This is a genomic window from Komagataeibacter diospyri, from assembly GCF_043995075.1.
Lineage (GTDB): Bacteria > Pseudomonadota > Alphaproteobacteria > Acetobacterales > Acetobacteraceae > Komagataeibacter > Komagataeibacter diospyri.
Map to the genome: position 1 here is coordinate 222001 of NZ_CP171837.1, position 21775 is coordinate 243775.

Consider the following 21775-nt stretch of genomic DNA (forward strand, 5'->3'; position numbering starts at 1 on the left):
CTAAAGATGGCCCTGTATGCCCACATAAAGCGCATAAAGCCCGTGTGATGCCGCCATGAACAGTCGGTTACGGCGCCTGCCGCCAAAACACAGATTGGCGCATCGTTCGGGTAAAGGAATATGGGCGCGGGGCCGGCCGGAAGGGCCGAATACCATCACACCGTTCAGATCCGGGCCACCGCCCCAGCCGCACCACAGATTGCCATCCATATCGCAACGCAGGCCGTCCGCACGGGCATTGGGGGCCGGTTCTATCAATAGGTGACGGGCGGCAATACGTGTCCGCCCGGCATCCAGTTCGCAGGCCCATATGGTATTGGGCAGGCTACCGCTATCAATGACGTAAAGAATGTCTCCTGCGGGAGAAAAGCACAGCCCGTTGGGATTGATGAATTCCGTGTCGACCTGTTGGAGCCTGCCGTCGGTGTCCAGACGGTACAGTCCGGTCGGCAGTTCTCCCGCTTCCGTCCCGCCGCCTTCATAAGCGCTCAGCAGGCCGTAATCCGGATCGGTAAACCAGATCGCACCATCCCGGGCTACGACAACATCATTGGGCGAGTTGAGTCGCTTTCCATCAAACCGGCTGGCCAGAATGGTAATCGTACCATCATATTCAGTACGGGTGACCTGTCTGCTTTCGTGTTCACAGGTAATCAGGCGCCCGCCCCGGTCGCGTGTATTGCCATTGGCATGCCGTGAGGGCGCACGGAACACGGATGTGCGCCGTGTTTCCTCCGACCAGCGCAGGATGCGGTCATTGGGGATGTCACTCCACAGCAGATAGCGCCCATCGCCAAACCAGACGGGGCCTTCACCCCATTCGGTGCCACGCGCCAGACATTCCACCTCGCTATGGGCCAGCAGGCAGGACGCAAAGGATGGATCAAGGCAGACGGGGTCATAATCCGGTCGCGGCAGATAGACAGGTTCCTGGGCATCGCTGATGCCCAATGCGAAAGAGGGAATCATGGGGTGATGCTTTCCTCACCTTCCATATGCCTTCCGGGCAGCGTTGGTGGCTGGTAGAAAATGACTGCCGCCACCATGAACGTGCCGATGACGACCGAACTTTCAATGGCCTGCGGCAGGCCCCACTGACCGCCCAGCCACGGCACGACGAAGCCGCATACGCCCTGGCCCAGCGCCGCCACGGCGTAACTGCACCCCATGCCGAAGGAACGGTTGGCCGAGGGAAAGCGCTGCGAAAGATAATGCGGCACCAGGGCAAAAACACTGTTGCCAAACAGCCCCATGACCAACGCGGCCCCAGCCAGCACCCACATGGAATTTGCGGAAATGAAAGGCCAGATATCCACGATCGTGATCAGGAAATATGTGACAAATACCGTTCGTTCTCCCATCCGTGTGGCCAGTAGACCACAGAGCGGCTTGCCAATCAGTGAACCCAGGCAGTAGCAGCCCAGCAGGGGAAAGACCTCGGCCGGGGTCAGGTTCTGTACCTTGCGCAACAGAGTGGGGTAAAAACTATATATCGCGGCATTCTGGAACTGAAGGACTGCCATGAACAGCAACGCCTGAAGTGCTGCGCCATCCAGTCTGAATCCGGTGCGCGAACGCGTTGTGGCGGATGAGGCGGGCGTGGCCTGCAGGCGCAGCCAGACCGGACTTTCAGCAACATCACGGCGGATGAAGATGGCCAGGATGGCCGGAATGACACCAATCAGGAACATGGCCCGCCACCCCCAGTAGGGCAGGACCACAGCCTGCACGGCAGCAGCGGCGAAGAAACCACATTCATACCCTGCCATCATGATCGACGAGGCCAGCGAGCGTGCCCGTGGCGGCACGCTTTCCATAAGCAGCGAGGCAGAGGCGGTCCATTCCCCCCCGAACCCGATACCAAACAGGAACTGCACAACCAGCATGCCCAGATAGGTCCATACCAGTGCCGTAAAACCGGAAAATGCTGCAAACCACAACACGCCGATCATGAATGTAAGCTTGCGGCCATACCGGTCGGACAGCCAGCCCCAACTGGTATTGCCCAGAATGCGCCCGACACTCTGAGCCGTAATGACCAGCCCCATGGCCGTCAGCCCCACGCCGAGGCTCTTGCCAATATCGGGCAGGCACAAAAGCAGGGCAACCTGATCGAATGCATCGAGAAACCAGCCCAGAAATGCCGCAAGGGTTACCCGCCAGTAGGGGCGCAGCAACATGAGGGGGCTGAGGCTATCATCATCATCCGGCATTGCCGCAAGACCGGACATGGAGAGAGTGCGTTGATCCGACACGTCTTGTTCTCCTGCATGCCCATTAAGGTGCATGCGCTATGTTATTCTGTCTTGTTTATGGGAATGGCAGACCTTTTTAGGGACAGGACAGGAAACGGGGGCATTCTGTACGCGCGATGGTCTTACCACTCCGCTACCGAACCATCTGCATGGCGCCAGACGGGGTTGCGCCAGCGATGGCCTTCGGCGGCTTTTTCCCTGACGTAATCCTCGTTGATCTCAATTCCCAGTCCGGGTCCGTCGGGAATGGCCACGGTGCCATCAACGTAGGAAAAGACCGATGGATCATTCACATAATCCAGCAGGTCATTACTTTTATTGTAATGGATGCCCAGGCTCTGTTCCTGAATGAAGGCATTGTAGCACAGCGCATCAAGCTGCAGGTTGGCCGCCAGTGCGATCGGCCCCAGAGGGCAGTGTAGTGCCACCGCCACATCATAGGCTTCCGCCATGGCAGCGATCTTGCGTGTTTCGGTAATACCGCCAGAGTGGGACGGATCGGGCTGAATGATGTCCACGCAGCCCTGTTCGAGTATTTTCTTGAAATCCCAGCGCGAGAACAGCCGCTCTCCCAGGGCGATCGGAGCGGAGCAATGGGCCGTTATTTCAGGAAGGGCATCAAAATTTTCGCTCAATACCGGCTCTTCTATGAACATGAGATCGAAAGGCTGCAGTTCACGCGCCAGCACCTTGGCCATGGGTTTGTGGACCCGGCCATGAAAATCCACACCGATACCGATATAGGGTCCCACCGCGTCCCGGATGGCGGCAACACGGGCAATGGCCGCATCGACTTTCTCATGACTGTCGATGAACTGCATTTCTTCCGTACCGTTCATTTTTACTGCCGTAAAACCGCGGGCAACCACATCCTTTGCGGCACGGGCCGTATCGGCAGGGCGGTCGCCGCCAATCCATGAATAGACCCGGATGCGGTCACGACATTTACCACCCAGCAACTGCCATACCGGCATGCCGAAAGCCTTGCCCTTTATATCCCACAGCGCCTGGTCAATACCGGCAATCGCGCTCATGTGGATGGCGCCACCGCGGTAGAAACCAGCGCGGTACATGACATTCCAGTGGTCCTCGATCATGAAGGGGTCCTTGCCGATCAGGTAATCGGACAGTTCTTCCACCATGGCGGCAACGGTTGCGGCGCGGCCTTCCACGACCGGCTCCCCCCAGCCGGCAATTCCCTCATCCGTTTCGATCTTGAGAAACAGCCAGCGCGGCGGAACCATGTAGGTACGTAGTGCTGTAATCTTCATTTTTGTTTCCTGTTATTGTTATTTTTACTTCGGACGGTGCACAGATTCAGGATAGGGCCTTCATGAAACGGTCGGCTGCACGCCCAACGTCCGCGGCTGTATTTCCAGCACGATATAACGCCGACCCCAGACCAAAACCCGCAGCGCCCGCAGCCAGATAGGACTGCATGTTATCAGGAGTAATCCCCCCTACGGGAATGAAACGGGTGCTACGCGGGAAGACGCTTTTCCACGCAGTCAGGGCCTTCGTGCCCAGCTGTTCCGCCGGGAACAGCTTGAGGGCATCCGCCCCGGCATGAAGAGCTGCGAACCCTTCGGTTGGGGTCGCCACGCCGGGGGTGCAGATCATGCCGCGCTTCTTGGCTTCCGTGATCACCGCCAGATCGGCGTGGGGCATGACAACCAGCCGCCCCCCATGGCTGGCAACCTCGCCCACCGCATCAGGGGATGTAACGGTGCCTGCCCCCACCAGGATCCGGTCCCCGAATGTATCCTGCAGCAGAGCGATACTCTGATAGGGTGCGGGTGAATTGAGGGGAACTTCGATAATGGTAAAGCCGGTGTCAACCAGCACGCGGCCGATGTCGAGCGCCTCGTGCGGTTGCACGCCGCGCAGGATGGCGATGAGAGGGCAACGGGTAAATGCCGTGTCGAAGCAGGTCATATGACAGCTCCTTTCTGGTCGTGTAAATGGGACGGAGTCCGGTCAAGCAGGTGGGCGGCACAGGCTAGCCGGAACAGGCCGGCAGGCGCAGTATTTCCCGCTATTGAAGGTGGGGGGTGCCCCAGTACCGTAAACGCCAGCCGATATCGCTGGCACAATGCGCGTTCGCCTACAAGAACAGGCGTGGCGTGCTGAGTGGCCTCCAACGCGGCCATGCCAGCGTGGATTTCTTCCCCGATCAGCAGACCGGACAGATAATCGGCGGTATAGGCGCGTTCCAGCCTGTTGCGCAGCACAACGGTGCGGGCCGAAAACAGGCGACCAGCAAGAGGAATGCCAGACTGAGCGGTACGGACCCCCATGGCAAAAGCCTCATCACGGTAGCCGTCATCAGGTGGCGCTGTTGAGGGCAGGCGACCAAGGATGCTGTGCCGCATAAGAACGGCAAACAGTTCACCCGTCATGAATGTCCGGAATTCTGTGATAATCTGCCCTTGTACTTGCGCCCATTTGGAGTGTGTGCCTGGCAGGACAACCGTATGATGGCTGTTCCCATCAGTTCCCATTATTCCGACAATCTGCGTTTCCTCGCCGCGCATCACATCGGGTAGGGAACCGTCCTTCAGCAGGCCCGGGACGATATGCAGCATGCCGTGGGCCGTAGGCTGCAGGCCCAGTCCGTCGGCGAGTTGGCACAAGGATGCTGGACAGGGAAGATAGGATACTTCCCGCCAGCCGTTGATGCTTCCCACCATGCCACAGGCCAGCATGGGCACCGGATCATTCAGCCGCCATTGTGCGAGGATGTCTGACAGAACCTGCGCAAAACCACCATCCGGCAGATGGAGAATTCCCTGTCGGGCATGATGGGTATGCAAGATGATACCCTGCGCGTCGAGCAGCCATGCGCGTAGCGACGATGTACCCCAATCCAGCCCCAGTAGTGCGGGCTTTGCGGGATCAAGCGATTTCATGAGTCAGTCCTTTCCAACCCATTTGCCGCGAAATGGCTTCGGCCGCATTCAGAACCATAGGGGATAGTTCCTCCATGCGCGCGCGGGGAAGATAAACCGCCGCGCTGGCAATGCTGATTGCAGCCACGATGCAGCCACGTGCATCACGCAGGGGAGCGGCGACGCAATGTATGCCCGTTTCATTGTCTTCGAGATCGAACACGCAGCCCGTATTCCTGTAGGTGTGCATCCGCTCCAGCCACAGATCAGGAGACGTCCCTTTCTCTGTCGCGTCCCGATATAAACGCCGCCATTCGGATTTTGTGTCATCCAGCAGGAGCGCACGTCCAACACCGGTCAGGGCAAGGGGCATGCGCTGACCGATGCGGGAACGCATTTCCAATCCGCGCTGGCCGTTGACCTTGTCAAGATACAGGACATCATTCTCGACGCGGATACCGAGATGGATGGTATCCCGCGATTTTAGGCCCAGTTCACGTAGGATGGGGCGGGCCACTACGGCTATGGGGTTATCTTCCTGCGCGTGCTGTGCCAGTTCCAGAAAGCGTGGCCCGAGGAAATAGGTGTCGCCCGGCATTTGCCGGAGCCAGCGGCCTTGTACAAGAGCCGCTACCAGTCGCTGCGTTGTGCTGCGCGTATAGCCTGCATGGGTCATGAGGGCAGGTAGGGAACGGTGGCCCTCGCTGACCGCCTGCAGCAAACACAAGCCCCGCCCAAGGGTCTGTGTCCCATCTGGCCATGTCTGGTCTCCTGCACTCATTGTATCTGGACCGCTATCTTGTTTTTGTTGTCTGAGCCTAGAACGCGATATCTGGGAATTTCAATATATGAATGGGAAACCCATATTGTGGGATATGATTAATTACACATGTTATACCTTGTGCGGCCATTAACTATTAATACATTACATAATATATATTTCGTGCACATTTATTTTATTCGGGGTTTATATATTTTCGATTTCTGTTCACGTTGACGTCATGATGGCGTTCTATCCATCAGACAGCAAGGCGAGCTTCGGCCAAAACACCCAGCCCCACGGTTGGCGTCGTTTTTAGTAGTCAAAATAACAATGTTTCATGTTGTGGATTCTATCTAGCGTATCTGCATCGGAACTTTCAGCGAAGAAAATGTGGATATGAAAGTATCCGAGCACGGAATCGATATATAAGAACAAATTAAATAATACTATATACAAAAAATAAAATAACAGGACGAATTAACGCGATGAGCATTAAATGCAATAGTACCAACAAAGTATACCTATGGTGTTGACATTTGCAGCATAAATATTGTGTGTTAATAAGCGGAAGGAGTGCATAATTATGGATAAATTACCACATTACCCCGATATCACCTCTATGAGCGGCCAGGCATCACGTCGCTCCATGCTTAAATATTTTTTTGCCACACCCCTGTTGCCGCCCATCTGTGCAATAGCTAAGGACACCAGCGCAAGTAACGCATCTATCCAAAATGCACTCGAAGCATGGGCAAATGCAGCGGGACTTTCTCCAGATATGCATCATGTCCGCACCATCATCGCCGATTATTTTGCGTCGACCCCTGAACATGCTTCGCTTCGCCAGCAGCGCCAACGCGCGGATGCGTTCTATCTTAACAACATTCCTCTTCCGGCTGATTTGCGGTTTACCGATGTGAATACGCGACCTGTCAAAGGTGAATGGTCCACAGGCAAGCTGACCGCCCCTCATAAAATCATGCTCTATCTGCACGGTGGAGGATATGTTTTAGGTAGTCCAAAAGGATGGCGGCCAGTTAGCGCAGTGATTGGACGCGAAGCAGGGATCATGACTTTTTCACTTGCCTATCGTCTTGCTCCCGAACACCCGTTTCCCGCAGCGCTGGAAGATGCGTGCACAGCATATCGCTGGTTGCTGTCCATGAACTATTCTGCCAGGCAGATCATTATCGCTGGAGATTCTGCTGGTGGTGGTCTGGCCCTGGCAGTGATGTTCAAACTTCGCTCATTAGGATTGCCGTTGCCCGCAGCCGCTTTCGTGATGTCACCTTGGACGGATCTGACACTTGGTGGCGACACGATGGATCGACCTCTCGAGTACGACCCGTATAATATAAAGGCCGACAACCAAAGGAATGTGCAGGCCTATCTAAAAGGAGGGGATGTCCGGAATCCGTATGTATCGCCATTATTCGGTGATTTTCGCGGCTTTCCACCTGGAGGGTTCGAAAAACCTACTGGTTTTGAGGCCTTCTGTGTGATTCCATTCCTCTGGTTCTGGTTGAGGGAATGGCGATATGAAACAGCCTGGTTTCTTTGATGTTGAGGAGCGGCTTGCCCGGTTGAGCGGGCTTGGCGATCAACTCGAGGCCTTTTCCCGGACTGTGGATTTTGAGGTGTTCCGCCCTGATTTGAAGAAGGCTCTGGCGTATTCGGATGGGAGCAAAGGCGGGCGCCCTCCGTTTGATCTGGTGCTGATGTTCAAGATCCTGGTGATCCAGACGCTGAACAATTTGTCTGATGAGCGGACGGAGTACCTGATCAATGATCGTCTCTCTTTTATGCGTTTCCTTGGTCTGGGGCTGTCGGACCGTGTGCCTGACGCCAAAACGGTCTGGCTGTTCCGTGAACGCCTGACCCAGACGGGTGCGATTGAAAGACTGTTTGACCGCTTTGACGCGACCCTGCGCAAGGCCGGATATTTGCCGATGTCGGGCCAGATTCTGGACGCAACGCTGGTGGCTGCTCCAAAGCAGCGCAATACAAACGCCGAGAAAGCGGATCTCCGGGCAGGGCGTATTCCTGAAGAGTGGCAGGACAAGCCCGCAAAGCTGTCCCACAAGGATCGCCATGCGCGCTGGACGCTGAAGTTCACGAAAGCAAAGCGTCAGGATGACGGAAGTATGCCCGCAACGGATCTTGCCATTCCGTTCTTTGGCTACAAATCCCACGTCTCCATCGACCGGAAATATCGGCTGATTCGCAAATGGAAGGCCACAGATGCCGCCGCCAGTGATGGCGCGCGATTGAGAGAGGGCTTGCTTGATAAAACCAATACGGCCTCAAGCGTCTGGGCGGATACCGCCTACCGCTCGAAAGCCAATGAGGACTTCATGGACAAAGAGGGTTTCGTCTCGAAGGTCCACAGGAAAAAGCCGAATCTCAAGCCCATGCCCCGCCATGCCCAGCGGTCCAACGCGGGGAAGTCGGTGATCCGATCCCGCGTCGAGCATGTCTTTGCCGATCAGAAATCGCAGATGGGATTGTTCATCCGGGCCGTCGGCATCACACGGGCCACAATGACGATCGGACTGGCCAATATCGTCTACAACATGCGCCGTTTCCTCTTCCTGGAGAGAATGAACGCGAGCGCATAGCAATCCAGCGGGGGGTAGTCCCCAATTTGCTCAAAACGCAGAAAGAAAGCTACCTCAGGAACCGTCAATCAAATCGCCGAAAGCCTAAAAACACGAGCCAGGCACATCAATCAGAGGTTTTTTCGAACCCTCCAGGTTGTGCTTATTCAGGTGGGAGAAAACGAGGCTTATTTCTCGGACTCTGCCCGGCTTGCTGACCGTCTGGCACAAGCCAACGTGGATGTCAGGCTTCAGAAATGGCCGCGTGTATTTCATGTCTGGCAGGCATGGAGTCCGCTTTTGCCTCAAGCCAGAGAAGCGGTTGCCAGCGCCGCAGAGTTCATCAAGCGTCAGTTGGCATAAAGGACGGAAGTTCGCTCAACATCGATAGATTATTCACAGTGCCTACCGGGCTCTGTAAAATAATTGATTTAACGCCGGTATTTACGGAGACCTGTGGATGCGTGGCGACGTGACAGACGAGGAATGGGCAATCACTGGAGACCTGCTGCCGCCTGGACGTAGCTGTTGCTCACTGTAATGCTTGATGTCCTACGTTTCGGTTGCCTATGGCAAAATATACATGAGCGCGAAGGAAAATAGCACTCGGTATATGTCCGATACGGCCGCTGATGCTCTTATGACCGCGTCAGTCGCCAACCCCAGCAGGCCTCGGAGCTTTTTTTGATAGCACGTCCTGCAGAGCCGCCTTGTTGAGCGACAGGTCCTCGACGATCCGTTTCAACTCCACGTTCCCGTCCTCGCGCTGGCGCAACCGTTTCATTTCGGCCGGCATCAGGCCCGCGTATTTCTTCCGCCAGTTGCAGAACGTTGCCCCCGAGATGCGTGCCTTCCGTTAAACCCGGTAGCAGGTGTGCCCGTGTCCGTGGACCTCAATACAAACGCGATCTGCGCCTTGGTGAACGCCGATGCCTTCAAGAAATTCTCATTATCCTGGATCCGGGATCATAGGTGGAGAATTCCAACCCCAATTTGCCGTGTTTTCGGGGAACTCGTCAAAACATTCGAGGTGGTATAGTCCCTGGGACGCTTAGCCTCTCGGGGCAAATGCGTCCCTGACGGCCTTCACGAATGATGCCCACATCTCGTCCGTTATTCGCGGGTAGTTACGGCGTAACTTCCTGCCCACACTGGCCTCATCGTTCGCGGTTACGGAGCGGATTATCTCGTCTGCCAACCTGTCCGGCATCTCACAAATTTCCTTCAGGTCCAGCCTGGCGTTGTCGTGGTTCCGGAGATACAGCGCCTCATCCCGCATGTGATGGACTATAGTCGTGTTGATGATATCCGCCAAGTAAATGACATGCGGAACATAGTTGGCATATCGCCAAGTAGGCCGAGCCAGGTCCTCGTCAGAAAAGATCAGGTCTGACTCTACGCCGTCGGGATATATCGTGGGCTTGGAGGCGAATGATATGTGGGATCTAATCTGGCTCATTAGGGGAGCGGAAATCTTGTCGAGGACGTCATCATAGGCTCGACGACTGGTTGGGTCGTCATTGATGGCGACGGATACGGGTAAGATGACGTCTTGGGAGGTCGCACCGTCTCGACGCAAAATGTCGTTGATGAGAAACCGGTGCACGCGGCCATTGCCGTCAATAAGTGGATGGACATAGACGAAGCCGAAAGATGCGATAGCAGCACGCATAACTGGTGACTGGTGTTGCGTGCGATCCAAAAATATCTCAATGCCCTCAAGCATGGCGGCCACGTCTTCTGCCGGGGGGGCCAGGTAGTGCACAACCTGCGAGTGATGGGTTGTCTGTCCGACAAAGACAGGAGACTTTCGATACCCGCTGTATGGAATCAGAGCTGTGTCGCCCAAAATGGCTTTCTGAATACTGGCCAGTCGCTGCTCAGATAGAATGCCACTCGCTGCCTGGTGAGCGTCTGAAGCGCCGCCTCCAAGGGAAGGCGGGACGTTGTAACCGGTCCAAGTCGCAATAACTTGAGCAAAACGCTGGATACGATTTGTCGCTCCAGATTCCTTTTCAATGTCAAAGCTCGCCCGACTTTCTCGTGTTGTCAGCCAGGATGCAGAGCGGGACAGCAATTCCGCACCGAACTCCTCAATGATTTCATCATAGTGTCTCGAGATATTGTAATTAAAGGCTTCCACAAGGCGCTTGGAAAGCGGAATGGCTGGGCAGAAAAATCTTGTCCCAGGCATATTGTTGATAACCTTCCACTTGGAGATGCGGATTTCATTCTCCACTACGCTCGCGGCCAGATTCCTGTCACTGTCAAGAACCGGAATGTAAGACCCTCGCAAGTCTGGTGGTTGGACGAGGTCTTCGCCGGTAAGGAACTCATACAGGAACGCAGCACGCCGGGCGTACTGACTGGTGGGTTTGTTGTTCACCCACTCCTGGACAAACCAAGATCCTCCGACGTTAAAGACGCGTGAGAGCAACTCAAGGTTTATGGGCTCATGACGGATGTGAAACTGCAGGTGGTCAGCTATCTTCTCCCCGGGATACATTTGGGGGGGATAGATTTCCGTAATATATGGACCAATGTCTGTAGTACGGCGGTTGGTTCCGATGTAACTTCTGACAGCTAGGCCCCCAAAAGGTTCTACTTCGAAATTCTCTGCGAGCCAGAGTCCCCCGCAAATCATGTTTCCGCCAGCCATCTCACCACCTGTGAAAAACGGGCGACTTTGCCCAAGAACGATGAGCGTAACACAAAAACGATGAAAAATGAGGCGTCAAACGCAAAAAACGTGTAGAAACAGCATGTGCAGGTCGTCCCAACCAGGACTCTCCGTCAAATTCCTTTGGGCCTGCCGGTCAGTTGGTACTCGGCCCATTGTCCGGGGCCCCCGTTGCCGGAACCGGTCGACCCGACATCGATATATCGCCTCGTCGTCATAGCGCTGGGCTATCGCGGCCTGGCTATGCGACGAAGGATCCGGTCACGGACACTCAGGCGTCTGCGCCGGATGTCTAGACCAAAGGGCAGTGCCCACTCTTATGACTTTCAATAATATTCGTCATGGGCCCGAAGGCGAGGTTTTTTCCAGCCTGTCGATTGCGGCCTGATCGGACGCGGCCTCACGAAGCGCGATCCAGTCGTCAGGCGGATCGCCGGCCTCCAGCATCCCTTTGAAAACCCTGTAAGCATCGGTCTTTGCCCCATAGGTCCGCAAAGTCGTTTCATCGTTCACCCATGCGAAGATGATGATTTTCGCGGTCGAGTCATAGCGAAAGAATAAACGGAAACGACCATTACCAAATTTTGCCCGGAACCAGTGCCTGTGCGCGACGCCAAGTGTCGAGCCTTGCCGATAGACGGTTGCGGTCGGATCGGCAGGAATTGTCTGGAATACCAACTTGCTCAAAGCAGCCAGCAGCTTCGTGTTCGCCTCCCTCTGGTATTTTTCAGGCTTTTTTGCCTTCAATACCTCGACCGCGTCGGTCAGCTTTTCCAACTGATCGAGAAAGAGGGGATGCGCCAGAATGGTCCAGCCATTGATCGTAATCACGATTAGAGCGCAACGTCACCGTCAATGCTGGCATCGAGGTCAATGTCCATGTCCCCGACAAGCGCGGCCATGCGATCGCGAAGGTTGGTGGGCAGAGCGGCAACGGATGTACCAGGGTGTTTCTCCATGTCCTCGGCCAGAAATACAAGGAAGCGGTCTATAACTGGGTCGCTTGCCTCGTCCTTAGCCCTCTCGACGTAGACCCGATGCTGATCGTCGATAAAGAAGGCGATACGTCCGCCGTAGTCCACGCCCAAAGCCTGCCGAACGCTTTTGGGAACGGTCGTCTGGCCCTTGGCGGTGATCCTGCTTTCTTCTTTCAGCAGCGCAGCCATGTTTAGATCCCCAATTTACACTCGGGTGTATGTAAGGGAATTTCCTTACCTTGTCAAGCTAGACTACACCTGCCGGTTATCTATTGGGCGATTAGGCGTTAATTTCTGAACACGCTCATAAGCGCAGCTTATTTATTCGTTGCTTGTGACGGGGGCAGAAAACCCCTAGCCGATGCGAAGTGAAGGCTAAAAGTATGAAAAGCTGAGCGGCAGGTGGCGACCAGAGGTACGGGCAACACGGCGCACCTCACGATACTGCAATCATCGCTTCAATGGCGATGATGGTTTTCAAAACATGAGCTTGTAAGAGCAGTGAGATCCGAGCGAGAGGAGAAACTTGCCAGCAGACGGGTTCAACGCCGAATACATCCAGCAGGACAAAGCTTGAGCCGATCAATCAACCACCGACCAGCTGGGCCTGGCGGTTCGGTTGTTGGATAGACTACAGTCATGGGCATATCGGCGCCCCCGTGGGCAATACCCTCGATACGGAGTTCAACCAGTCGGCCGCCGTCAATGTCCGCTCAAACAGTATGAAGTGGCATGCCACCCCAACCCAGACCGCCCAGCAGAAAATGATGCTTGGCATACAGATCGGCAAGCCGCCATGTCAGGGGCGACATGACGCCACGTTCCTTGCCTGCGGACAGGTTGGTGCGGTCGGTCAGCACAAGCTGGACGTGGCGGGCCAGTTCTTCCCGGGGAATGACGCCGTCAATCCGCGCCAGCGGATGATCATGTGCGGCCACGATCAGGAAGCGGATATCTCCCAGCGCCTCGCTGGACATGGATGGGGGAAGGTCGGGCAGGGGGCCTGCAATACCGATACCGGCCCGCCCATCGAGCAGGGGCTGAAACACGCCGCCAAGGGCCTCGACATAAAGCCGCAGGGGGGTGTGTGGAAACGTCTCGCGAAACTTCGCCGCCATGGCTGTCATGCGGTCCATCGGGAAGAACACATCGACTACGACCGACAGTTCCGGCTCCAGCCCGGACGACATGCCTTTGGCCCGCGCCTTCATGAAATCCACGCCCGCGACCACGCCGCGCGCATCGGCCAGCAGAACCCTGCCAGCGACGGTCAACTGTGGGTAGCGGCCCGTCCGGTCGAACAGCATCACACCCATCTGGGCCTCAAGGCCCGCAACCATTTCGCTGACGGCCGATTGCGACCGGCGCAGCAGTCGGGCCGCGGCCGAGAAGCTACCTTCATCGCTGGCCGCAATGAAGGTGCGCAGTTGATCCAGTGATACGCCATCCAGCAAGACTCACTCCATCCATCGGCTGTGGCGATATTATATATCGGAATATAGCGGGTTTATAGATACCTGTGTTTATGGGACATGCTGGATCATGTTCAGGGCCATCGGAAACCTGTTTTCAGGGCGCAACAGATGGTCCGTGTCCTGCCCCCCTGCGGAGAAGACCAGCGTGAAGATCCTGCATATCGATTCCAGTATCCTTGGCGAATATTCCGTCAGCCGCCAGCTTTCGGCTGAGACCGTCGCGCGGCAGAAGGCCGAGCATCCCGATGCCACCGTGCTCTACCGCGATCTCGCCGCCGATCCGTTGCCGTACCTGACCGGCGCGCACTTGGCGGCCCGTCAGGGTAGCCCCGTGACGGAAGCCACGCTTGAAGCGGATGTGGCGATCGGGAATTCCCATATCGAGGATCTGGCGGCCGCCGACATTATCGTGATTGGCGTACCGATGTACAATTTCTCCATTCCCGCACAGCTCAAGTCATGGATTGATCGTGTGGTCGTGGCTGGCAGGACGTTCCAGTATGGTGCGGCTGGCCCGGAAGGACTGCTGCCGGCGGGTAAAAAGGCATTCCTCATCTCGTCCCGTGGCGGGGTCTATACTGGCGACAGCCCGGCCGCCGTTCTGGATCACCAGGAAAAATATCTCAGTGCGGTCCTTGGCTTCATCGGTGTGCGTGATGTCGTCTGGATCAGGGCGGAAGGCCTGTCCCTGGGCGCTGAGGCCAAAGAGGCCGCCATTGTCCAGGCCCAGAGCGAAATCGCCCTCGTTCCGGCCTGATATCCTTTTGTGCAACAGGAATATTCTTTATGACCAGACATCATTTCGTGGCATCGGCGCTGATGGCCATGACTGTTTTCGGCGCGGTTTCCTATGCCTCCGCTCAGCAGGTTGCCACGCCCGACCCGTCGGCAGTGAGGGCTGGCACCTACAGGGTCGAGCCGTATCATACGCAGGTCGGCTTCACCCTCTCGCATATGGGTTTCAGCAATTTTTCCGGTTTTTTTACCGGTGTATCCGGCTCGCTTAAAATCGATCCCGCCCATCTCTCGGCCACCAGCCTTGATGTCACGATTCCGGTGCAGTCGGTCGACACCACGGTGCCGAAGCTGGATGGCGAGCTGAAAAGCGCGCAGTGGTTCGATGCGGGTCAGTTTCCCAACGCGACGTTCAAATCCACCCGCATTGTCCAGACTGGCGCGAATACCGCCGACATTACCGGCAACCTGACCCTGCACGGCGTGACCCGGCCGGTCACATTGAAGGCCCGTCTAGTCGGCAGCGGGACCAACCCGCTCGACAAGATGTTTACGGTGGGTTTTGAAGCGACGGGCACGATTGTCCGCAGCCAGTTTGGCGTCAAACAATACGTGCCGCTTGTGGGTGACGAGGTGACGCTAACGATTGCAGGGGCATTCGAACTGCAACAGTAAATCGTTACAGGCCTTACGATGTGTCGCGCGACATGCGCATTAACGGATCATTTTGTAAAGCCGCCTGTCATCAGGCTGACAGGCGGCCTTTTGTTGTTTCGATTTCGCTTCTGCCCTGTCCGTTATACGCAATGTAGACACGATCGGATTACAGGCTGTTTGAAAAGTTAGATTAGAAAATATCCAGCAATCATAAGGAAGTTTTTGGTGAAGATTTTTTCAAAAAGCGTCAAAGAACACCGCCTTTTTGAAAAAAGGCGGAACCCAAAAACTTTTATTGTTTTTTATCAATGATTTGTTTTCAAATAATCACTTAGCCTTTTGGGGGCGCTTCAACCCCGGACATGCTCAAGATGGCAGGCGGCAGGCGGGCTCCCTGAATATGGACGGCATCTACGTCTGCATTGATCTTCGTCCGCTCGTCTGGCGTGAAATGGATCGCCGCCGCGCCGAGATTTTGCTCCATATGCGCGATTTTCGTGGTGCCGGGGATCGGCACGATCCACGGCTTCTGGGCCAGCAGCCAGGCCAGGGCGATCTGCGCGGGCGTGGCGTTCTTCGCGCGCGCCCAGCGTTTGACCACGTCAACAAGCGCCATGTTCGCCTTGAGCGCGTCCGGCGCGAAGCGTGGAATGATGGCCCGTAAATCATTGGTGAAGTGTCGCGACGGGGTGATGCCCCCTCCCAGGAATCCCATGCCAAGCGGGCTCCAGGCCACGAAGCCGATGCCCAGTTCCTCACATAGGGGAATGATCTCCTGCTCGGGGCCGCGCCACAGCATGGAATATTCATTCTGGATCGCGGTGACCGGATGGACGGCATGCGCACGCCGGATCGTCTGTACACCTGGTTCAGACAGCCCGTAATGCCTGATTTTGCCTTCAGTAATCAGGTCGCTCAGCGTGCCGACAACATCCTCGATCGGCATGGCCGGATCGACACGGTGCTGATAGACGAGATCAAGGTGGTCGGTTCGCAGGCGCTTGAGCATGCCTTCGATCGCAATCCGAATATGCTCAGGGCGGCTGTTGAGGCCGGGCAGTTGCTTTCCGGTCTCTGGATCAATATTGAAACCGAACTTGGACTCAAGGACGACCTTGTCCCGGATACCCTGCAATGCCTCGCCGACCACCCCTTCGGAGAGGAAGGGACCGTAGGCTTCCGCCGTATCGATTAGCGTCACGCCCCGGTCCACCGCGCGCCGAATGAGGGCAATCCCCGTGGCCCGATCTATAAAGCTGCCATAAAAATCCTTGAGACCGCCCGGCGGGTGCCCCGGAACCCACTGGCAGCCGAGACCGATGCTCGATACTTCCAGATCCCTCAACTTGCGACGGGCCGTGACAGGAAGTGATGTGGGCAGTGTCGCGGCCCGCGCCATGCCTGCGGGAACGAGCGATGCAGCGCCAAGCGCCGCACCGAGCGACAATGCCTTGCGCCGGGTTAGGGAGAGCACGTCGCGAGGAGCAGGTTCAGGAGACATGGCTGTCGGTATCCTTCAGGGTTGACGTTTGAAAACAACGAGCGGCTGCATCAGAGGACGCGATCTGCTGATTGCCCTAGTCTGACAGCTTAATCCGAAGTTTCATTTTCAATTAGTCAGGTTAATCCGCATGACGTCATTAGTATGACTAATAAATCAGCCCCGGCTCTCATCCAGTCAACGCGCATTCGCCCCGAAACACAATGCTACCATCAGATACGCAAACCGGATCGGGCAGATGCGCCTTCATCCATGCCGCCATTGGTCAAACCTGGCGGCATGAAAGGGATCGACCTCAGTAGTGAATGACGGAGCGGATGGATTTTCCCTCATGCATCAGGTCAAAGGCGGTGTTGATGTCTTCGAGTGGCATCGTATGGGTTACGAACGGTGCCAACTGGATATCGCCGCGCATCGCATCCTCCACCATCCCGGGAAGCTGGGTGCGTCCCTTCACACCGCCGAACGCTGTGCCCCGCCATGAACGACCGGTGACAAGCTGGAACGGGCGGGTGGAAATCTCCTGACCTGCCCCGGCGACGCCGATCACGATCGACTGTCCCCACCCGCGATGCGCGGATTCGAGTGCCGCACGCATGACGTTGACATTGCCGATGCACTCGAACGTATGGTCGATGCCCCAGTCGGTCATTTCCACCAAAACCTGCTGGATCGGCTTGTCACAGTCCTTGGGATTGAGGCAATCCGTGGCGCCGAATGCCTTCGCCAGTTCGAACTTTTCGGGATTGGTATCAATGGCGAATATCCGTCCGGCTTTCGCCCGCCGCGCGCCCTGGATTACGGCAAGACCGATACCGCCAAGCCCGAAGACCGCGACTGAATCACCGGCCTGTACCTTGGCCGTGTTATGTACCGCACCGATACCGGTCGTCACGCCACAGCCGAGCAGGCAGACATGTCCCGGATTGGACGCCGGATTGATTTTAGCAAGCGAGACTTCAGCGACGACCGTGAATTCGCTGAACGTCGAACAGCCCATGTAGTGATGGATCGGCTGGCCCTTGTAAGAAAAACGTGTTGTCCCGTCCGGCATGACGCCCTTGCCTTGGGTCGCGCGAACTGAGATGCAGAGATTGGTCTTGCCCGATTTGCAGAACAGACATTCACCGCACTCCGCTGTATAGAGCGGAATGACGTGGTCGCCCGGCGCCACGCTGGTTACACCTTCCCCGACTTCGATCACGATCCCGGTCCCTTCGTGTCCAAGCACCGCCGGGAACAATCCTTCGGGATCATCCCCCGACAGGGTAAAGGCGTCCGTGTGGCACACACCTGTATGGGTGATCTGGACGAGCACCTCGCCTGCGCGGGGCGGTTCAACATCGATCTCGACGATTTCAAGTGGCTTGCCAGCCTCGAATGCAACGGCGGCCCGTGATTTCATGATGTTTCCTTCATATTTGGCAGGATCAGCGGAGATAGGACCGGACGAGCGAGACGACCTTCTCGATGGAACCGGAAGCCGCGTCGCGGTCCCCGGCGCACTCGACGAACTCCTCACGCAAATGGCTTTCCAGGATACCCGCCATCAGGCCGTTGGTAGCGCCCCGGATCGCAGCGACCTGTTGTAGCACCGGGCCACATTCAGCCCCTTTCTCCAGAGCCTGCTCTAATGCGTCGAGTTGTCCCCTGATGCGGCGCACCCGTGTCAGGACGCGCTTTTTCTCTTCGGGTGTATGCGGCACGAAAAGGTCACTCCAATTATACTGTCCCTTAGTATCCTTCACATACTCCCATGCAGTATGCAAACAGGCACGGGGAGAGACAGCGACACGATCTTGTGAAGATCACCCGTCGATCCTTTTCCCGTCATAACGGAGCTGTGCTTCCTGAACCTCCTCCATGTGCTGTTCGGCCCAGTGGGTCAGGCTGGCAACAGCCTGCGTCAATGTTTCGCCCAGAGATGTCAGGCTGTATTCGACCGCCACCGGCACCGTGGCATGGACAGTACGCAGGACCAGTCCGTCGCGTTCGAGGTTCTTCAGAACCTGGGACAGAACTTTCTGGGAAATGCCGCCGATCTTTCTCCGGATCACACTGAAACGTGCGCTGCCGTCCCTGAGACAATCAAGAATCAGAAGCGCCCATTTGTCGCCGATCCGGTTCAGCACCATGCGGGTGGGACAGTTTTGAGCATATACGTCGAACGCCGGGTGGGGGCGTGACGGCATTGGTTTCCTTTGAGTAACCATGTGTCCTGCAGGTGCCTTCTTGTCGTGTTTTTAGTCCATGAGTAACTTGGAAAACGAAACTAGGTTTCAATACGAAACCTGGTCTGAAATGTCACTGTGCTACATCGCATTTACAGGGATTTAGGCATGAGCAAGGTTATCGTGGTCTATCACTCGGTCTATGGTCATACGAAGGTGGTTGCCGAGCATGTGGCGCGCGGAGCCGAGGCAAGGCTCGTCGCAATCGACGCGAACGGAGACATCAGTGACGCGGAGTGGACGGCACTGAACGAGGCAGACGCCATCATCATGGGATCGCCCACCTACATGGGCAATGTGAGCTGGCAGTACAAGAAATTCGCCGATGCGACCTCGAAGATATGGTTCACGCGCGGCTGGCAGGACAAGGTTTTCGGTGGCTTCACCAATTCCGCGAGCCCGAACGGCGACAAGCAGGTAGCGTTGATCACCCTGCAGACCCTGGCGTCCCAGCATGGCGGAATCTGGGTCAGCCTGGGCGTTCCCCCGTCGAACACGAAGGCGGCAACCTGGAGGGTTCGAAAAACCTACTGGTTTTGAGGCCTTCTGTGTGATTCCATTCCTCTGGTTCTGGTTGAGGGAATGGCGATATGAAACAGCCTGGTTTCTTTGATGTTGAGGAGCGGCTTGCCCGGTTGAGCGGGCTTGGCGATCAACTCGAGGCCTTTTCCCGGACTGTGGATTTTGAGGTGTTCCGCCCTGATTTGAAGAAGGCTCTGGCGTATTCGGATGGGAGCAAAGGCGGGCGCCCTCCGTTTGATCTGGTGCTGATGTTCAAGATCCTGGTGATCCAGACGCTGAACAATTTGTCTGATGAGCGGACGGAGTACCTGATCAATGATCGTCTCTCTTTTATGCGTTTCCTTGGTCTGGGGCTGTCGGACCGTGTGCCTGACGCCAAAACGGTCTGGCTGTTCCGTGAACGCCTGACCCAGACGGGTGCGATTGAAAGACTGTTTGACCGCTTTGACGCGACCCTGCGCAAGGCCGGATATTTGCCGATGTCGGGCCAGATTCTGGACGCAACGCTGGTGGCTGCTCCAAAGCAGCGCAATACAAACGCCGAGAAAGCGGATCTCCGGGCAGGGCGTATTCCTGAAGAGTGGCAGGACAAGCCCGCAAAGCTGTCCCACAAGGATCGCCATGCGCGCTGGACGCTGAAGTTCACGAAAGCAAAGCGTCAGGATGACGGAAGTATGCCCGCAACGGATCTTGCCATTCCGTTCTTTGGCTACAAATCCCACGTCTCCATCGACCGGAAATATCGGCTGATTCGCAAATGGAAGGCCACAGATGCCGCCGCCAGTGATGGCGCGCGATTGAGAGAGGGCTTGCTTGATAAAACCAATACGGCCTCAAGCGTCTGGGCGGATACCGCCTACCGCTCGAAAGCCAATGAGGACTTCATGGACAAAGAGGGTTTCGTCTCGAAGGTCCACAGGAAAAAGCCGAATCTCAAGCCCATGCCCCGCCATGCCCAGCGGTCCAACGCGGGGAAGTCGGTGATCCGATCCCGCGTCGAGCATGTCTTTGCCGATCAGAAATCGCAGATGGGATTGTTCATCCGGGCCGTCGGCATCACACGGGCCACAATGACGATCGGACTGGCCAATATCGTCTACAACATGCGCCGTTTCCTCTTCCTGGAGAGAATGAACGCGAGCGCATAGCAATCCAGCGGGGGGTAGTCCCCAATTTGCTCAAAACGCAGAAAGAAAGCTACCTCAGGAACCGTCAATCAAATCGCCGAAAGCCTAAAAACACGAGCCAGGCACATCAATCAGAGGTTTTTTCGAACCCTCCAGGTTGTGCTTGATATTTCGCGTCAAGACGTATCAGAGCATCTTTTCGCCAAAATATCCCACCTGGTGCAGCATGTTGGCATCGACTACATCAAGTGGGACTTCAATAGAGACCTGGTTGAAGCGGCCGATGCTCATGGCCGTGCGGCTTACAGGCGTCAGGTTCTCGCATTATATGCCCTATGGGACCGGCTTCGCGCCACCCATCCTGCACTGGAAATCGAAAGTTGTGCATCGGGCGGCGGCCGCGCGGACTGGGGTGCTCTGGCCCACACCCAGCGGGTCTGGACTTCGGATAATACTGACGCACTGGACCGGCTTCGTATCCAAGGCGGCGCCTGGCAGTTCCTGCCCCCCGAAATTACCGGCACGCATATTTCGGCCGTACCGAATGGTATAACCGACCGCGTTTTCACACTCGGGTTCCGGGCCGCAGTCGCACTATTCGGTCACCTCGGAATTGAACTCGATCCGCTGGAACTAAGTGCCGACGAACGCGACGAACTTGTTCAGTGGATCAACCTGCATAAACGTTTGCGTAGCCTGCTTCATTCAGGCGACGCTCAACTTGGTGAGCAGACAGCAGACCGTGTTGTGCGGGGTGTAACGGCAACGGACTGTTCCGCTGCGGTATTCCTCATCGCCCAGAGTGGCTCCGGACAGGCACGATCTGCAGCGCCCGTCCTACTCCCAGGGCTAGATCCCGCCCGCCAATATAAAGTGTGTGCGCCTTCCCCCCAGAAACTGATGGGCAACAATCCATCTGCAGCGAACCGGTCTTTATTTGAAAAAGGCATCATTGTCAGCGGGGCAGTTCTGACGGAGATGGGCCTGACTCTTCCTCGACTTTATCCGGCACAGGCTCTTGTACTGGAATGCAATGCAATAGATATTTTGCCGGGATAAAATTGCTCAGAGGGTGCACTTTGAAAAGAGCGATATTCGCTAGACATCTGACACAAGCGAACTTTATCCCGATATTTTTTTTGACGCCCGGTTAATGAGATTGCGATTTCGTCGAGCAGGCACCAACCAGCTTATGCTCGCACCAGGCGCAGCTATCTTCACAGTCACTGGCGGAGCTGGTGCACTGTGCAAGATATTACGATCTGCGGGGCCCTGATATAAGTTGAGACATTCGTTCTAACGATTGTTTTGGATCCCATAAGCTGTACCTCGCCTGGCCGATGTAACTGTCACTTTCGCCACCAGAT

At 56.2% G+C, this 21775-nt stretch carries 21 protein-coding genes and 3 pseudogenes; 9 read left to right on the plus strand and 15 right to left on the minus strand.

What is annotated here, in order from left to right; genetic code table 11:
* The 7 genes and pseudogenes from ACE2AA_RS17410 to ACE2AA_RS17440 all read right to left on the minus strand — a co-directional run.
* A complete protein-coding gene (locus ACE2AA_RS17410) occupies positions 1 to 969 on the minus strand; it encodes an SMP-30/gluconolactonase/LRE family protein (protein ID WP_025812611.1) in 969 nt (322 codons plus the stop codon).
* Positions 966 to 2255: an MFS transporter gene (locus tag ACE2AA_RS17415; RefSeq protein WP_227001135.1), complete on the minus strand. Its 1290-nt coding sequence runs from the start codon at positions 2253 to 2255 to the stop codon at positions 966 to 968. The genes ACE2AA_RS17410 and ACE2AA_RS17415 overlap by 4 nt, the downstream gene beginning before the upstream one ends.
* 122 nt (positions 2256 to 2377) lie before the next feature.
* Positions 2378 to 3526, minus strand: a complete 1149-nt coding sequence (gene dgoD / locus ACE2AA_RS17420) for a galactonate dehydratase (protein WP_025812613.1) — start codon at positions 3524 to 3526, stop codon at positions 2378 to 2380.
* A gap of 46 nt (positions 3527 to 3572) precedes the next feature.
* A complete protein-coding gene (locus tag ACE2AA_RS17425) occupies positions 3573 to 4190 on the minus strand; it encodes a 2-dehydro-3-deoxy-6-phosphogalactonate aldolase (RefSeq protein WP_141302653.1) in 618 nt (205 codons plus the stop codon).
* Positions 4187 to 5164, minus strand: coding sequence for a 2-dehydro-3-deoxygalactonokinase (locus tag ACE2AA_RS17430; protein WP_141302651.1), 978 nt, complete (start codon positions 5162 to 5164; stop codon positions 4187 to 4189). Before ACE2AA_RS17430 ends, ACE2AA_RS17425 begins: the two co-directional genes overlap by 4 nt.
* Entirely contained in the window at positions 5151 to 5741 is a 591-nt protein-coding gene (locus tag ACE2AA_RS17435; RefSeq protein WP_051577497.1) for an IclR family transcriptional regulator, read from the minus strand. Before ACE2AA_RS17435 ends, ACE2AA_RS17430 begins: the two co-directional genes overlap by 14 nt.
* Before the next feature lie 60 nt (positions 5742 to 5801).
* Positions 5802 to 5924 (minus strand): annotated as a pseudogene (locus ACE2AA_RS17440) (hypothetical protein); the annotation flags it as partial.
* Between the two features lie 565 nt (positions 5925 to 6489).
* On the opposite strand from ACE2AA_RS17440, the gene ACE2AA_RS17445 reads away from it, so the two are divergent.
* From ACE2AA_RS17445 to ACE2AA_RS17460, 4 genes are all read left to right on the plus strand, one after another.
* Positions 6490 to 7467, plus strand: coding sequence for an alpha/beta hydrolase (locus ACE2AA_RS17445; RefSeq protein ID WP_395372348.1), 978 nt, complete (start codon positions 6490 to 6492; stop codon positions 7465 to 7467).
* The gene (locus ACE2AA_RS17450) at positions 7445 to 8524 is read left to right on the plus strand and encodes an IS5 family transposase (protein WP_025814070.1); all 1080 of its coding nucleotides are present in this window, start codon (positions 7445 to 7447) and stop codon (positions 8522 to 8524) included. Before ACE2AA_RS17445 ends, ACE2AA_RS17450 begins: the two co-directional genes overlap by 23 nt.
* A 150-nt stretch (positions 8525 to 8674) precedes the next feature.
* The gene (locus ACE2AA_RS17455; protein WP_395372350.1) at positions 8675 to 8866 is read left to right on the plus strand and encodes an alpha/beta hydrolase; all 192 of its coding nucleotides are present in this window, start codon (positions 8675 to 8677) and stop codon (positions 8864 to 8866) included.
* 350 nt (positions 8867 to 9216) lie between these two features.
* On the plus strand, positions 9217 to 9363 hold the full coding sequence (locus tag ACE2AA_RS17460) for a hypothetical protein (RefSeq protein WP_154675789.1): 147 nt from the start codon (positions 9217 to 9219) through the stop codon (positions 9361 to 9363).
* 191 nt (positions 9364 to 9554) lie between these two features.
* Here ACE2AA_RS17460 and ACE2AA_RS17465 read toward each other — a convergent pair whose 3' ends face one another.
* The 4 genes and pseudogenes from ACE2AA_RS17465 to ACE2AA_RS17480 form a co-directional block, all read right to left on the minus strand.
* On the minus strand, positions 9555 to 10889 hold the full coding sequence (locus ACE2AA_RS17465) for a Fic family protein (protein WP_227001134.1): 1335 nt from the start codon (positions 10887 to 10889) through the stop codon (positions 9555 to 9557).
* Between the two features lie 633 nt (positions 10890 to 11522).
* On the minus strand, positions 11523 to 12014 hold the full coding sequence (locus ACE2AA_RS17470) for a type II toxin-antitoxin system YhaV family toxin (RefSeq protein WP_025812367.1): 492 nt from the start codon (positions 12012 to 12014) through the stop codon (positions 11523 to 11525).
* Between the two features lie 2 nt (positions 12015 to 12016).
* Positions 12017 to 12349 (minus strand): type II toxin-antitoxin system PrlF family antitoxin, encoded by a 333-nt coding sequence (locus tag ACE2AA_RS17475; RefSeq protein ID WP_025812366.1) that lies wholly within the window; start codon positions 12347 to 12349, stop codon positions 12017 to 12019.
* Between the two features lie 353 nt (positions 12350 to 12702).
* Positions 12703 to 13614, minus strand: a pseudogene (locus tag ACE2AA_RS17480) (LysR family transcriptional regulator).
* Positions 13615 to 13780: 166 nt separating this feature from the next.
* Here ACE2AA_RS17480 and ACE2AA_RS17485 point away from each other — a divergent pair.
* Both ACE2AA_RS17485 and ACE2AA_RS17490 read left to right on the plus strand, forming a co-directional pair.
* Positions 13781 to 14392, plus strand: a complete 612-nt coding sequence (locus tag ACE2AA_RS17485; RefSeq protein ID WP_395372318.1) for an FMN-dependent NADH-azoreductase — start codon at positions 13781 to 13783, stop codon at positions 14390 to 14392.
* Between the two features lie 29 nt (positions 14393 to 14421).
* The gene (locus ACE2AA_RS17490) at positions 14422 to 15045 is read left to right on the plus strand and encodes a YceI family protein (RefSeq protein WP_395372352.1); all 624 of its coding nucleotides are present in this window, start codon (positions 14422 to 14424) and stop codon (positions 15043 to 15045) included.
* Between the two features lie 313 nt (positions 15046 to 15358).
* On the opposite strand, the gene ACE2AA_RS17495 is transcribed toward ACE2AA_RS17490, so the two are convergent.
* The 4 genes from ACE2AA_RS17495 to ACE2AA_RS17510 form a co-directional block, all read right to left on the minus strand.
* Positions 15359 to 16528 (minus strand): aldo/keto reductase, encoded by a 1170-nt coding sequence (locus ACE2AA_RS17495; protein WP_141302641.1) that lies wholly within the window; start codon positions 16526 to 16528, stop codon positions 15359 to 15361.
* 295 nt (positions 16529 to 16823) lie between these two features.
* Complete coding sequence (locus ACE2AA_RS17500) at positions 16824 to 17933, minus strand: S-(hydroxymethyl)glutathione dehydrogenase/class III alcohol dehydrogenase (protein ID WP_395372355.1); 1110 nt, start codon at positions 17931 to 17933, stop codon at positions 16824 to 16826.
* Positions 17934 to 17958: 25 nt separating this feature from the next.
* The gene (gene frmR / locus ACE2AA_RS17505; RefSeq protein ID WP_025812363.1) at positions 17959 to 18234 is read right to left on the minus strand and encodes a formaldehyde-responsive transcriptional repressor FrmR; all 276 of its coding nucleotides are present in this window, start codon (positions 18232 to 18234) and stop codon (positions 17959 to 17961) included.
* Between the two features lie 102 nt (positions 18235 to 18336).
* Positions 18337 to 18720: a helix-turn-helix domain-containing protein gene (locus tag ACE2AA_RS17510; RefSeq protein ID WP_025812362.1), complete on the minus strand. Its 384-nt coding sequence runs from the start codon at positions 18718 to 18720 to the stop codon at positions 18337 to 18339.
* A 147-nt stretch (positions 18721 to 18867) separates the two neighbouring features.
* Here ACE2AA_RS17510 and ACE2AA_RS17515 point away from each other — a divergent pair.
* From ACE2AA_RS17515 to ACE2AA_RS17525, 3 genes and pseudogenes are all read left to right on the plus strand, one after another.
* Positions 18868 to 19269 (plus strand): annotated as a pseudogene (locus ACE2AA_RS17515) (flavodoxin family protein); the annotation flags it as partial.
* 80 nt (positions 19270 to 19349) lie between these two features.
* A complete protein-coding gene (locus ACE2AA_RS17520; protein WP_025814070.1) occupies positions 19350 to 20429 on the plus strand; it encodes an IS5 family transposase in 1080 nt (359 codons plus the stop codon).
* A gap of 138 nt (positions 20430 to 20567) precedes the next feature.
* Positions 20568 to 21467: a glycoside hydrolase family 36 protein gene (locus ACE2AA_RS17525; protein ID WP_200410018.1), complete on the plus strand. Its 900-nt coding sequence runs from the start codon at positions 20568 to 20570 to the stop codon at positions 21465 to 21467.
* Positions 21468 to 21775: the final 308 nt, after the last annotated feature.